Below are 13,212 nucleotides of genomic sequence, written 5' to 3' on the forward strand. Positions count from 1 at the left end.
GATGGGGCGCGAAAAAAGCATCGCTGTGCGTTTTGCCGCGGTTGGCGGTGATGCGGTCAAGGGCGAGATGCGGGGCATCGGTGTGGCCGGTCGCGATGCGATGAACCAGGTGGCCGCCAGCACGGCGCCTGCGTCCGCGGGCATGGAAACTGTCGGACAAAGCGTCGATCGCACCCGTATGGCGCTTGAGGCCATGGCCGCTAAGGCGGCTAACTCTGCTGCGGCCCTTCGCTCTGCCGCTACATCTGTGACGCCGCTGCAGGCGCAGATCAACGCAGCAACGGGTGTTTCCGCCGGACAGTCCGCAGCCGAGATCCTGCGGCAGGGGCAGGCACTCGATACGCTTCGCGCAAAATACAACCCGGTCTTCGGTGTGATCCGGCAGTATCGGCAAGAGGTTGCGTCAATCCGTTCGGCGCACCTGGAAGGTGCGATCTCGGCCAATGAGATGGCGTCTGCAATCAGCCGGTCGCGGCAGGCGGCGCTTGGCAGCATCACGGCTTACAAGGCCATGAATGGCCAGGTCACGCAATTTGCGCGCTCGGCTGATGGATCGGCGCGGCGCATGCAGATGATGGCGTTCCAGTTGAATGATATCGGGGTTTCGCTGGCCGGCGGAATGAACCCGCTGATGGTCATGGCCCAGCAAGGAACGCAGATCCAGCAGATCTATGGCTTCGGGAATGGTGGCGTGGCCGGGGCATTCAAGGATGTCTTCGGGATGATCATGCGGATTCCTGGGCCACTGAAGGCTGTTGGCATCGCAGCTGGAATTGGTGCTGTCGCGATTGGAGGCCTTACGAATGAAATAAATGGGCTCGGTGGCGCTCAGGTCAGCTTCGGTGACACAGCTCTGGCAGTTTGGCAGGGCTTTATTGATGGCCTGTCTGCGCTTCTGGCACCGGTCACGGAAAAGTTTGGAGAGTGGTTTTCTGGTGCATGGGACGCCGTTGTCGATGGCGTTAAGTGGGCTGGAAACATGATCGTCAATGGGTTCACGATCGCCTTCGAGGCGGTCACAACGGTAGGTGGGGCGGCATTTTCCGCGATTCCGACAATGGCATCGGCCCTGCCAGACGCGTTGACCGGAATCTGGGAGCGGATCAAGAGCGGGTTCTGGTCAGCGCTGTCCTGGATGCAGAACAAGTGGGGCGAATTCCTGATCTCGATTGCGGGTCAGGCCAGCAAGATCCCCGGCATCGGGGACGAAGTGTCCGGCTACCTGATGGGTGCCGGCATGTCGAACGTCGCCCAGGCCAGCGCGAATGATGTCGCTGCGGATCGTATGGGCGCCTCGGCTGATGCTGCCGTCGCGGCCGCCAGCGCAAAGATCATGGCTGCCAAGGATGCCGTCCGCGGCGCAATGGACGCGTTCGGGTCGGAGGCTGCGCGCATCGCAGCGCAGGACCAGATGGGGGACTATTTCGATGCAGTCACGGGGCGCGCGCGGGCGAATGCCAAAAAGCGGCAAGAAAAAGAGGACAAGGATGTTGGGGGCGGCGGGGCCCGGACGAACGATCAGCTACGCGAACGTCAGAAGCTTTATGACGAAACCCGCACGGCGGCCGAGAAATACGCCATCGAACAGGCGCATCTGAATGAGCTGCTGAAGGCGGGCGTGATCGATCAGGAAATCTATGATCGAAAGATGGTGCAGCTGAAAGAGCAGTATACGCAGGCAGGAAAGTTCGCCGCATCTATGGCAGGCACGATCAAGGACGCGATGAGCGGCCTGTTCGATACGATCTGGGAGGGTGGCGGAAAAGCAGCAGAGGCGCTTGGAAACCTGGGCAAAAAACTTGCGTCCATGGCGCTGCAACAGTCGGTGTTTCAGATGTTGGCAAGGTTCATGCCGGGCACATTCGGCGCTGGCGGGTTCATCGATCTGACGGCCAATGCTGTCGGTAATGCCTTCTCTGGTGGGCGTGTGACCGCATTTGCGACAGGCGGCGTCGTATCGAGCCCGACGCTGTTTCCGATGGCGAACGGGGCCGGTCTGATGGGCGAGGCCGGGCCCGAGGGAATCCTGCCATTGACACGCATCGGTGGAAAGCTGGGCGTGCATGCAAAGGGTGGCGGCGGAACTGTGGTGCAGGTCATCAACAAGACCGGCCAGCCCGTGCGCGAGGAGCGTCAGACCGGAGCTGATGGGCGAGAGATCGTGCGCATGATTGTCGGTGAAGAGATCGGAAAGGGGGCATTCTCGAAGCAAATGGCGAGTCGATATGCCACCAAGGATCGGATTGTGAAGCGATGATTGCGATCTGGCCTACATCCATCCGGCAACTGCCGCAGCGCGGCGATTGGGATGGTGGCCCGCGCGACGATCGGGCCATTTTCGAGCCAGAGTCCGGGCCGCCAATCCTGCGTCGCCGCGTAACTGGTGTCACATCGGAGTTCTCGGCGACATTTCCGAAACTGCGCGCGGCCCAGGTCGCTGCATTTGAGGCGTGGTTTCAGGACGATCTGGCGAATGGATCGCTGCCGTTTCTGTTCCGAGACCCGGTGCGCGGCGACGTTGCGCGCTGGATGATCCCGGGTGGAAACGGTCGGCCCTATAGCTATCGGGCGAACGGTGCGGATCTGCATGACCTGTCGATGACGCTGCTGCGGATGCCGGGCAATGCCGCCGTTGCGCCATATGTCATTGTGCAGGCAGACGGCAGCCTGCGTGCGCCATATGTTGTCGCGGATTACGACGCTGGCGTTTTCCTGATCGACGGGGTGAGTGTTCCTGCGTCCAGCGTCGCAGCCATCGCTGGAACCTATGACGTGCTGACGGTGTCTGATCTTGGTGTCGAGACCTGGGAGCTGGCGCATACCGTGCTGGCCGGAGATATCCCGGCGACGGCGCCTGTTGATGTCTCGCGCATCCTGGCATTCACGCCATGAGACCGATCAGCGCTGCCGTTCGCGCCGGTCTGGAGCGCGAGGCATCCCCGGATGCCCTGCTGGCGTTTCTGACCGTGACGCATCCGCGGCTGGTCGAGCCGATCAGGCTGGTGTCGGACGTGTTCGACTATCTGCGCGATGGGCAGACGTTCGTCGGACTGCCGTTCGGATTCGTCGCGGTGACGGACGAGGAGCGCGCGCCCGTCACCCAGCTGACGGTGCAAAACGTGGATCGCCGGATCGGTGAGGCCCTTCGCACGATGCCGGACCGCGCCACGGTGCAGCTTGAGGTGCTGTCGAGCGCTGATTTCGACCTGAGCGCCAATCCGCGCGTTCCGCTTGGCGCGTTGGCGCCGATCTATGCGATCCGGCATTTCCAGCTGATCGACGTGACCGCGACGGTGACAGAGATCACCGGGACGCTGATGCTGCGCGATTACAGTCAGGAGCCGTGGCCCGGGCAGTCTGCCACGCAATCTGTCTGCCCGGGGCTGTTCCGCTGATGGACTGGTGGTCGCGCTATGTCGGCCTGCCGTTTCGTGACGGCGGGCGGGGCCCTGATGCCTATGACTGCTGGGGTCTGGTGCGGGCTGTCTATGCCGATCATCTGGGCATCGACCTGCCCAGCTACGGCGAGATCAGCGCGCGCGATCTGGTGCGCGTGGCCCGCGCGATGGGGGCCGCGCAGGATGACGGCTGGGCCGCAGTGGCGGCGCCGCAGGCTTTTGACGTTGTGCTGATGCGGTCCGGGCGTGGCGGCGGTGAGCGCACGGTGCATGTCGGCGTGATGGTCGATGCGCATCGGATGATGCACGCCGAGCTGGCGACGGGCGTCACGGTGATTCCGATCACGCATTTCAGCGTGGCAGGGCGGATTTTGGGATATCGGAGGCGCTGCGCATGACGCAGATCATTGCGACCTATCGCGAGCCGTTCGGATTCGAGCCGCGCGTGCAGAGGATGGCGCCGGGCGTGACGCTGGCCGCGATGCGTGCGCAGATGCATGGCCTGCCGGATGATTTTGACGCGATGGGGGTGATCTGCATCAACGGCCATGTGGTGCCGCGCGCGGCATGGGGCATGGTCAAGCCTAAGCCAGTGGCAAATGGCGTGCCTGTAGAGGTTACCTTCCATGCCGCGCCCCGCGGTGGCGGTGACAACGGCGGCAAGAACGTTTTGGCGCTGGTAGCCTCAATCGCGCTTGTCGCGGTTACAGGTTTCATCGGCGCCGGGAAATTCGCGACTGCTGGCGGGCTGTTCAGGGCTGGGTCCATGTCGGCCTCACTGCTGGCCGCTGGCGTCTCGCTGACCGGATCGCTGCTGCTGTCCGCGCTGGTGCCGCCGCCGACCACGATTGGTGGCAGTGACAGCGTCAACAACCTTGGCACGGCCTCGGCCGAAGGCAACGTGCTGGAACCGAACGGATCTGTGCCGCGCGTCGTCGGCACGATGAAAATCTATCCGCCACTGGCCTGCGAACCGCTGACCTATTTTGACGGGCCGGACGAGGTGGTTGAAGCCGCCTATGTGCTGGCAGGCCCGCATAAGATCGGGGATATCCGCATCGGGGCCGCGGCAATCGGCAGCCTGCGCGATGTGGAATTCGAGACGCGCGAGGGATGGCCCGGGGATAGCCGGATCGGTCTGCTGTCGCGTCAATCGCGCACGGAATCCGTGCAGACAGAGCTGCGCGCGCATCTGGTGGCCGATGACGGCGTTACGCTGGACACGAGCCTTGGTGAACAGACACTGGCCCTGCCGCAGATCCAGACGTTTGCCACGCGCGACGAGCCGGACGAACACCAGTTGCAGGTCATTTTCGCGCAGGGCCTGCATAAAAACGGCAGCGATACAGACCTGCTGCGCGTGCCTGTGCGGCTGCGCATCCGGCAGATCGGCGGCGACTGGATCAACCTGCCGGAACTGCACTTCCGGGGCGCGAACCTGCGCCAGCTGCGCAGCACGATCCGCCTGATCTGGACGGACGACGCGACCACGGCCCCTGGTGCTGCGGCCAGTGAGGGTTGGTGCGAGGCGCGCACGCTGAGCCCAGGTCAGACCGCGGCGCCAGCAACAGACGATTGGGTGGCGGATTCGTATTTCTACGATGGCAGCTCAGACCAATACCTGTCTGCGGCCAACATCGGATCGACCGGGGTGCAGCATGTCATCCTGAACCGCTACAAGGCCGAGATCTATCTGGATGCGTCGCAATTCCCGCGCGGGCGCTACGAGATCGAGGTGCAGCGCGGCGCGGCGGTCCGCGATGCGAACTGGTCGTCCTCGGCCTATACCTATAGCGGCACGGTTTGGGATCTGTTCGGATATCAGGGCGCGGATCAGATCGTTATGAGCCGCAACGGCGTCGTTGACAGCCTCTATCTGCTGCGGTCCGTCAGCATCTGGAACGCACATCCGGTGCCGAGCGATGCGCTGGCCATCGTCGCGGTGCGGGCGCGCAACCGGGCGCTGGACGCGGTGTCCTGCATGGCGTCGGGCTGGGTGCGCGATTGGGACGGATCATCCTGGGCGGAATGGACCGTCACGGACAACCCTGCCCCGCATCTGCGCGCAATCTGGACGGCAGAGCAAAACCGCGACCCGGTGCCTGTGGATCTGATCGACGATGCAGAGTTGGTGGCATGGCGCGCGGCCTGCATCGCGGCGGGCTATACCTGCAACGCCATCATGGAAGGCCAGACCGTCGAGGATGCCGCACAGATCGTGGCGTCGTGCGGATATGCCAAGCCGCGCATGACGGACACCTGGGGCGTTGCGCGGGATTATGACCGATCGGCTGAGGCGCCGGTGCAGATATTCACGCCGCGCAATTCCAGCGGGTTCCAGTGGACCAAGGCGTTCCCGCGCCTGCCAGAGGGGTTCCGCGTCAGTTTTCGCGATGCCGATCGCGACTATGACACCAGGCAGATCACGGTCATGCGGCCCGGCTATTCCGACGATTCCGGGCTGATAGAGCAGGTGGCATATGACGGCCCTGTCCACGAGGCGGATGTGGTGACCAAGGCGCGCTATGACCTAGCGCAGCCGGACGTGCGCGGGGTGTTCTATAACCTCGATATGCCCGCCGAGGCCATCGTCTGCCGCCGCGGTGATCTGGTCGGCGTGCAGCACGACATGCTGACCGATCAGGCGGGGGCCGGGCGCGTGGTGTGGGTCGAATATGACGGAAGCGATGTGTCGGCGCTCAGCCTCGACAGCCCCGTTCCGGTCTGGGCCGAGGGCGACATGCACGCGGTCACCAACATGCATGCGATCACCGACATGCACCTGGTCGGGCGCAAGACCGGCGTGGCGATCCGTCGCGAGACCGGGTCGATCACCGTGCATCCGGTCGCCAATGCATCGGGTGAGACAGACCGCATCGAGTTCTCGCCACCGATTTCGGACAGTGGGATCGATGACGGCGTGCTGGTCACGGTCGGCGCGCTCGGGCGCGAGTTCTTGCGGTTGATCGTGTTCGGCGTGACGCCGCGGGCAGATTTTCAGGCCAGCCTGACGCTGGTCGATGAGGGACAGGAGTTGTTTGCATAATGGCGGATCGGGTGACCTATGGCAGCGCGACGGTTGGCGCGATCACTGGCGATGATTTCATGGACAATGTGGGCGCGCATATCGGGCGCCTCTATGATGCGGCCGCGTTTGCGCTGACCTCTGTCGCTGGCGTCAATGACGTGACCGCCACACTGGACCCGGTGCTTCTGGCGGGCCTTGTCGATGGCATGAAGGTCACGTTGTCGTGGCCTGCCGCCAACACGGGCGCGATGACGCTGGCGCTGAATGGCGGCGCTGCGACGCCGATTGTCGATGTAAACGGCGATGCCATGGCGGCGGCATCGGTCGATACCGGGCAGCGCGCGCTGCTGGAATATGTCGGCGGGTCGTGGCGCCTGCTGAATGCGTCGAGCGGGTCTGGCGGTGGCATCGCGGCGCGCTATCGACAGCAATTCGACGCTTCCGGGACGTGGACAAAACCAACCGATCTGGACCCGGACACAATCGTCATGGTTGACATCTGGGGCGGTGGCGGCGGCGGTGGCAGCGACACCTATGCAGGCGGCGGTGGCGGCGGGGCATATGTCCGCCGCTTTTTCCGTCTTGGTGACCTCGCATCCAGCGTGTCGATCACGGTCGGCGCAGGCGGCGGCGTCAACGCGGCTGGCGGCGCGTCATGGTTTGGCACGCTGGCGGCGGCCTATGGCGGCGGATTCGGGCGCACCTACAACGGTGGCGGCGGGGGTGGCAGTGGTGGCGTCGGTGGCAATGCGTCACCCTCGACGAGCGGAGACTATGCCGGGCAGGGCGGCGGTCAGTTTGGCGCTGGCGCGAATGCTGGCGGCGAGAATGACAACGGCGGTGGCGGGCTGGCTGGTGAAGATGCCGGACTGCCAGAGGCGGGCGGCGGCGGTGGATCAGGCAACCTGACAGCGTCGAAATATCGTGGCGGCGACAGTTACTATGGCGGCGGCGGCGGCGGTGGTGGGACCGGCGCAAACACGACCGGCCTTAACGGCGGCCGCTCCGTCTATGGCGGCGGCGGTGGCGGCGGGAAATCAGGCACCGGCACCAACTATGGCGGCGAATCCAAATACGGCGGCAATGGCGGTGACCAGAACATGCCCGGGATTGCCCCGGGCGGTGGCGGCGGGCGCAACGCACCGGGCGCCGCCGGTCGTGTCATCGTGTCGTGCTGATGGAGGTGACAATGAAACTGGCGCAGATCGAGGGCGGCGTGGTGGCGAATGTCATCGCGGTTGATCCTGACAATATCCCGGACTGGGCGCGCGGATGGCCCATGCTGGCAGACGATGCCGGGCCGGGGTGGGCCTATGACGGGCAGGCATTCGTGCCGCCCGCGCAGGCCGATCCTGACCCGGCTGATGTGCTGGCGGCGCGTCGCACATCGGCGCGGCTGTGGCGCGGCGATTTCTGCAACGGTCTGGCCGATCTGGCGATCCTGTCGGACGATGAGGCCATTGCGGCAGCGCGCGGTGAATGGCCAGCGTCCATGGAGTTTTTCCTGGGCTACCTGACCGCTGCACAGGCCAGGGCCGCGCGGATCGAGTGGGCGTCCTGCGCGAATGTCGAGCGCATGCACTGGCTGATCCTGTCGATGATCTCAATGGGCGTTGTGACTGAGGCGCAGGCCGACACGCTGTTCGGGATCGGCGCAGGCGCCTAACCCGTCAGATTTCGAAACACCATGAAAACAGGAGCCAATCATGGCGGACAAGTTCAAAAACCACCCGGAAAGTCTGGAATCTCCGGCATCGCGTATGCACCTGATCACGCCGAATGATGACGCAGATCTGCCGGTCATCCCGCGCGCGCTGTGGGTGCAGGCAAGTGGTGATCTGGCGATCCGTGATGCTGCAGGGACCGAGGTAGTGATTTACGTCATCCAGGGCGCATTCATCCCGATCCGCGTCGTGCGCGTGCTGGCCACCGGCACCACTGCAACCGTCATCGGGTTGGAGTGACGTGATGCGGATCGGTCTTGGAATTGGCATTACCCATTTGCGCAACGGTGCGTTCCCACCTGGCCTGTCCTACGCCGGGGCACAGACAGACGACACAGCTGACTTCCGCATAGACCCAACCCTGATCGTTGATCAATCGGCATGGGCCGTAACGCTGGACTTGCCGCCCGATCAAATCATCTCAACCGACGCCGAGAGCGTCACGCTGGAGGCATAAAACAACATGGCGAATTTCACACTCGTTAAAGGCGCGTCTCTCGCAGAGATTAACTCGAAGGTCGCTGACGCGCAGGCCGCGCAGGCTGGTGCTGAGGCTGCGCGCGATGCGGCATTTGTGAATGCTGACATCTATGCAGACACGGCTGCCGGTCTTGCTGCAACGGCAGAGGGCGATCAGTTTCAGGTTCTGTCCGGCGATGAATTTATCCGCTATCGCCATGACACGGGTGATGTCGCGACTGAGGTTGGGAGGTTTCCGACTGCGGCGGCGGTGGCAGCAATTGACAGCTACCCGAAAAACGGTCTCGATGCGATAAAGCGCGCTGCGTCGCAGGTGATGGATGTGGTGTGGTATGGCAACAGCCATGTGGTCAAGGACGGAAAGGGATTGCGCAAGGCTCTGGCCGCGAGGCTGGCGCAGCAATTTGGTGGGTGGGCAACGCCGATTGATGTTTACTTTAATCAGTCAGGTATCGGCGCGTCAGGATGGTCCGCAGACCTCGGGAAATTTGTAATTGACACATTCCCGGCGGCCTATGTTGCTAACGGAGCAACGCTGGCCGGATCGTGGACCAGTGGCGCAACTTTTCTGGCCCCTGGCACTATTGTGGATAATGCCGCTGCGACCCGCAGTTTTGTTGACCCGACGCACAACCTTCGGGTGCACTATCAGTATGCCGGGTTTGCCGCTGGAGCGGGGTCTTTCAAGATCGGGATGAGACAACAAGAGAGCCCGTGGACGCCGATTTTCACGAGCGACGCCATTTCGACCGTCTCTGCCGCTGGCGATACTATGCTGATGGGTCACTACGATCTGGCCGCATCAGCCGGGCGCACGGGCTACTATGGGGTGATGATCAACCCCAGCGGACAGACCATCACCGGGCCGTTTATGGCCACGATGCTGCGGGTCGAGGACCGTGACGCGACGCACGGCGTCAGTTTCAACACCGGGTTTACGGCTGGCGGCTATAGCCTCTATTACATCGTGACCTCGGTGCTGGCCAAAGACGACAATGCGGAGATCAACTACTTCGCGGAGTTGCGGCGGCTGCAAATTGCGCGCGGGCAGACCCCGAACATCGTTATCGGGTGCAACGAGGGGCACAACCAGCGCAACGAGACGCTGCAACCGTCTCTCGGGCGACGCGCGATCACTGATTCTGACGGGCCGCTTGCACTGCTGGACAACTTCGAGGCTTTGCAGCGGCACATTGACGATCTGTGGCGCTCTCAGGGGTGGGATGTGAGAGAGGTGACCTATCTGTTCTGGGTTGATCATCCTCCGCAGGGCGGCGATGACGCCGAAATGACAGGGTATCGTCAAATCATGACGACGCTCGGGGCGGCGCTGCCCCGCACATCCGTGGTCGATTCCGCCGCGCTGGTGTCGGAGGCCGAGCTATCATCGACATCATCGTATATCGACGGCCTGCATCTCGTTAACACGCTCGGAGCAGGATATGACCTGCTCGCGCAGCGGTTTGTGGCATCATTATAATATCCTCCAAAAACCCACAGCCGCCCCACTGAGGGCGGCTTTTTCATGCCGATCAGAGAGGGAACGTCATGACCGGAAATCCAGAGGTGATGGCCGCAATCGAGGCCCTGCCTGCGTTATGCCGGCCGGAGCCTGAAACACCTGCTGTAGTGTGGGCGGTGGTATCAAATGTCTGACAATTTCTGGGGGTCTCTGATCCTCTATGCCACCGCCGGGCTGGTATGGCTCGGCGGCGAGGCGGGTCGGGCGTATGTCGCCGGGGCCACCGGCGGACTGGTGCGCTGGTGGCTGATCGGGCGCGGGAGACGGCGGGTCGTGGATGGAATCACGGCCGCCATCGGTGGCGCGGTGTTTGCTGCCTATTTCGCCCCGGTCACGCTGGCACTGCTGGAAAAAATGCTGGGCCAGCTTGGAGACGGCGCACAGGACGCTGCCACGTTTACGACCGGGATGCTTGGAATGAGCACGGCGAAAATTGCCATCGCGGCATTTGAGAGCCGCGTGCAGCGTTGGGGTGGCGACGATGACAACGGTTAAAGCTCGTGTCGCCTGCGCGCTGCGTGGAGAGGTCGAGATCTGGAAATCCGCCGTGCCGCTGATCCTGCTCTATGTCGCCGTGATCGCGCCCATCATGGGTGTGATCGGTGGCACGCAGTGGTGGCGCGACATCACCATGCAAAGCCCGGTGCGCGATGTGCGTGTGCTGACGGTCAGCGCAACGGCGCTGGAAATCCGCGTCTCCGGCACTCTGGTCAAGCCCAGAGACTGCCAGACGGTAGGCGCACCACTGGCGCAGGTGGTGATGGACGGCATCGTTCTGGCGGCTGATTTCCGCGCAGACGAGCCATTAGGCACGCCGGATAGCCGCCCGGCTTCAAACCTACCGCAGGCTTTCGATGGGTGGATAATCACGTCACCAGAGCCGTGGCCAGACCGCGCCGTGATGTATCGCAGGCACAACTGCGACGGCAAGATTTTCACCAGCCGCGTTTTCGATATCCCGTGGCCGAAGGAGGGCAATGAATGAACAAGCAGGCATTCTATGACGGCGCCAGAAATCTGTTCGGCGGGCGCATGACGCAGGCGCAGGTTGATGGGTGCGAAGTCATTATGGCAGCGTGCAGAGGCCTTCCGATCAGCTGGGTCGCATATCTGCTGGCCACCGCTCTGCACGAAACAGCAAGCACAATGCAGCCCGTGCGCGAGACGCTGGCAGAGAGCGATGAAAGTGCAGTGAACCGCTTGGAATCGGCGTGGAAGGCTGGCCGTCTGAAATGGGTGCGCACGCCTTACTGGCGCTTTGATGCGACTGGAAAGACGTGGATTGGGCGTGGCTATGTTCAACTCACACACCGCGACAACTATGCCAAAGCGTCTGATCTGGTCGGCGTCGATCTGGTGGCAGATCCAAGCCTCGCCATGCAGCCAAGCATCGCCGCGAAGGTGCTGGTCGAAGGGTCGGTGCGCGGCATATTCACTGGAAAGAGTCTTGCTGACTATCTTCCCGGTGATTACGCAGGCGCGCGCCGGATCATCAATGGCACTGACCGGGCCGCGCTGATCGCCGGATATGCGCGCCAGTTCGAGGCGGCGCTGACCGCAGGCAGGTGGGGTTCTGGACCGCTGCCACCTGTGCAACAGCCGGAAGTCACGCAGCCCGCCCAGAGCGGGCTTTTTGCTGCCATGATCGCAGCACTCGCAGCAATCCTTAAGGCAATCTTCGGAGAACGCAAATGAGCACTCTTTCCCCCGTCATCGCCCGGATCATCCTGCGGTATCTGTCCGGCGCCATGATCGCAGTCGGCACTCTCTCGCCGGATACTGCCGCGCAGATCGGTGTTGACCCTGACCTGGTCACGCTTCTTGCCGTTGCAATCTCTGCCGCAGTCGAGGGCGCCTATGCGCTGGCAAAGCGCAAGGGGTGGATGACGTGAGTTGGCTTCTCACCATCATCCCGGAGCCAATCAAGCGCGCTCTGGCATGGTCCGCTGCTGCCGTTCTCGCGCTTCTTGGCGCGTGGGTTGCTGGCCGAAAGGACGGGCGTCAGGCGGCGAAATCTGAGGCTCTGCGAAAAGACGCCGAGGCAAAACAGGATGCACTGGAGGTGCGCAATGAGGTGGATCAGAAATCTGACGCTGATGTTCGGTCTGCTCTTGACCGCTGGATGCGTGACTGACCCGTGCAGCTGGGCGCAGCCAATCTCGCCAAGCCGCGCCGATGTGCTGACGGACGGCACGGCGCGGCAGATATTGGCGCATAACGAGACTGGAGCTCGCATCTGCGGGTGGTGATGCTGCAAAAGTCGAACTGCCGCCTCCCACCCCTCCAGCCTCTCTGCTGGTGCTGTGCGCTGACCCGGTGGCGCTCCCGGCGCGGGATCTGACTGGCGCCGAAGTCGAGGTGTTGTGGGGCCGGGATCGGTCAGCGCTGCGGGCGTGTGGCGGTCAGATTATGGGGCTGGCTGGGTCTATTCGGTCAGGCCAGTGATCAGGGTCGGCGCCGAGAATCACCATCGCGCGCAGGGTCAGCGCCGTGCGCGGTTCGATCGGGTGCGATCCGCTCTCGATACGGCTGATCGTCGTGCGAGATAATCCTAGCGCGTCACCGAGCTGATCTTGACGCAGGCCCAGCGTCTGCCGGGCCGCGCGGAATTTGGCGGGGGTCATTTGCCCGCAACCTCAACCGTCTCTTGGCCCCAGCAATAGGTGCCAGGCTCGATGTCGCCGCAGGCGCAGTATTCATTCAGAGCCATCAGGACATGATCCCACTCTGCAGCGGTCGGGGCTTCCCAGATCGCATCGGCCGAGCGAGCGGTGTCGGCGATCGCGTGGATCGCCATCGCGACCGCCTCATCAGTCTCACGGGTTTGGAACCATTCTGCAGCGACGGCGGGAGTTTCGTAGTTGCGGCTCATCTCTGTATCTCCATCTTGGCTGGCATGATCGCCTCGCCTCATGTGATAAATGTAGCGTTACCGCACATTGTGCGCAAGGATAAAATGTGCGGTAAGCGCACTTTATTTTCGGCCGCGATCGACGACGCGCCACGTCTCGTCCGTGTGGTGGTCATCTCGAGGCGCTGATTGCCGCTGTTGATTGACGC

General features: G+C 63.0%; 17 protein-coding genes. 15 read left to right on the forward strand and 2 right to left on the reverse strand.

Features of this window, described 5'->3' with window-relative positions:
• Nucleotide 1: 1 nt before the first annotated feature.
• The 15 genes from P2G62_RS17775 to P2G62_RS04990 all read left to right on the forward strand — a co-directional run bounded on the left by P2G62_RS17775 (nucleotide 2) and on the right by P2G62_RS04990 (nucleotide 12,286).
• Nucleotides 2–2,257 carry a phage tail length tape measure family protein gene (locus P2G62_RS17775; protein WP_345799261.1) on the forward strand — a complete coding sequence of 752 codons (2,256 nt, stop codon included), beginning with the start codon at nucleotides 2–4 and terminating at the stop codon, nucleotides 2,255–2,257.
• Nucleotides 2,254–2,892, forward strand: a complete 639-nt coding sequence (locus tag P2G62_RS04925; protein ID WP_275733764.1) for a hypothetical protein — start codon at nucleotides 2,254–2,256, stop codon at nucleotides 2,890–2,892. The genes P2G62_RS17775 and P2G62_RS04925 overlap by 4 nt, the downstream gene beginning before the upstream one ends.
• On the forward strand, nucleotides 2,889–3,395 hold the full coding sequence (locus P2G62_RS04930) for a DUF1833 family protein (protein ID WP_275733765.1): 507 nt from the start codon (nucleotides 2,889–2,891) through the stop codon (nucleotides 3,393–3,395). The genes P2G62_RS04925 and P2G62_RS04930 overlap by 4 nt, the downstream gene beginning before the upstream one ends.
• A complete protein-coding gene (locus P2G62_RS04935; RefSeq protein WP_275733766.1) occupies nucleotides 3,395–3,796 on the forward strand; it encodes an NlpC/P60 family protein in 402 nt (133 codons plus the stop codon). The genes P2G62_RS04930 and P2G62_RS04935 overlap by 1 nt, the downstream gene beginning before the upstream one ends.
• Nucleotides 3,793–6,444: a hypothetical protein gene (locus P2G62_RS04940; RefSeq protein WP_275733767.1), complete on the forward strand. Its 2,652-nt coding sequence runs from the start codon at nucleotides 3,793–3,795 to the stop codon at nucleotides 6,442–6,444. Before P2G62_RS04935 ends, P2G62_RS04940 begins: the two co-directional genes overlap by 4 nt.
• The gene (locus tag P2G62_RS04945) at nucleotides 6,444–7,604 is read left to right on the forward strand and encodes a hypothetical protein (protein WP_275733768.1); all 1,161 of its coding nucleotides are present in this window, start codon (nucleotides 6,444–6,446) and stop codon (nucleotides 7,602–7,604) included. Before P2G62_RS04940 ends, P2G62_RS04945 begins: the two co-directional genes overlap by 1 nt.
• Nucleotides 7,605–7,615: 11 nt before the next feature.
• Nucleotides 7,616–8,092, forward strand: coding sequence for a hypothetical protein (locus tag P2G62_RS04950; protein WP_275733769.1), 477 nt, complete (start codon nucleotides 7,616–7,618; stop codon nucleotides 8,090–8,092).
• Between the two features lie 40 nt (nucleotides 8,093–8,132).
• Nucleotides 8,133–8,390: a hypothetical protein gene (locus P2G62_RS04955; RefSeq protein WP_275733770.1), complete on the forward strand. Its 258-nt coding sequence runs from the start codon at nucleotides 8,133–8,135 to the stop codon at nucleotides 8,388–8,390.
• A gap of 4 nt (nucleotides 8,391–8,394) precedes the next feature.
• Nucleotides 8,395–8,607 carry a hypothetical protein gene (locus tag P2G62_RS04960; protein WP_275733771.1) on the forward strand — a complete coding sequence of 71 codons (213 nt, stop codon included), beginning with the start codon at nucleotides 8,395–8,397 and terminating at the stop codon, nucleotides 8,605–8,607.
• 6 nt (nucleotides 8,608–8,613) lie between these two features.
• Nucleotides 8,614–10,110: a hypothetical protein gene (locus tag P2G62_RS04965; protein WP_275733772.1), complete on the forward strand. Its 1,497-nt coding sequence runs from the start codon at nucleotides 8,614–8,616 to the stop codon at nucleotides 10,108–10,110.
• A 168-nt stretch (nucleotides 10,111–10,278) separates the two neighbouring features.
• A complete protein-coding gene (locus P2G62_RS04970; protein WP_275733773.1) occupies nucleotides 10,279–10,647 on the forward strand; it encodes a hypothetical protein in 369 nt (122 codons plus the stop codon).
• Nucleotides 10,634–11,137, forward strand: a complete 504-nt coding sequence (locus P2G62_RS04975) for a hypothetical protein (protein WP_275733774.1) — start codon at nucleotides 10,634–10,636, stop codon at nucleotides 11,135–11,137. The genes P2G62_RS04970 and P2G62_RS04975 overlap by 14 nt, the downstream gene beginning before the upstream one ends.
• Nucleotides 11,134–11,847 (forward strand): glycoside hydrolase family 19 protein, encoded by a 714-nt coding sequence (locus tag P2G62_RS04980; protein ID WP_275733775.1) that lies wholly within the window; start codon nucleotides 11,134–11,136, stop codon nucleotides 11,845–11,847. Before P2G62_RS04975 ends, P2G62_RS04980 begins: the two co-directional genes overlap by 4 nt.
• Nucleotides 11,844–12,044 (forward strand): hypothetical protein, encoded by a 201-nt coding sequence (locus P2G62_RS04985; protein WP_275733776.1) that lies wholly within the window; start codon nucleotides 11,844–11,846, stop codon nucleotides 12,042–12,044. The genes P2G62_RS04980 and P2G62_RS04985 overlap by 4 nt, the downstream gene beginning before the upstream one ends.
• A complete protein-coding gene (locus P2G62_RS04990) occupies nucleotides 12,041–12,286 on the forward strand; it encodes a hypothetical protein (protein ID WP_275733777.1) in 246 nt (81 codons plus the stop codon). Before P2G62_RS04985 ends, P2G62_RS04990 begins: the two co-directional genes overlap by 4 nt.
• A gap of 268 nt (nucleotides 12,287–12,554) precedes the next feature.
• Here the strand turns inward: P2G62_RS04990 and P2G62_RS04995 are convergent, their stop codons facing one another.
• Both P2G62_RS04995 and P2G62_RS05000 read right to left on the reverse strand, forming a co-directional pair.
• Complete coding sequence (locus P2G62_RS04995) at nucleotides 12,555–12,776, reverse strand: helix-turn-helix transcriptional regulator (RefSeq protein ID WP_275733778.1); 222 nt, start codon at nucleotides 12,774–12,776, stop codon at nucleotides 12,555–12,557.
• Nucleotides 12,773–13,024, reverse strand: coding sequence for a hypothetical protein (locus P2G62_RS05000; protein ID WP_275733779.1), 252 nt, complete (start codon nucleotides 13,022–13,024; stop codon nucleotides 12,773–12,775). The genes P2G62_RS04995 and P2G62_RS05000 overlap by 4 nt, the downstream gene beginning before the upstream one ends.
• Nucleotides 13,025–13,212 lie beyond the last annotated feature (188 nt).

This window comes from Paenirhodobacter sp. CAU 1674 (genome assembly GCF_029222945.1).
Lineage (GTDB): Bacteria > Pseudomonadota > Alphaproteobacteria > Rhodobacterales > Rhodobacteraceae > Rhodobacter.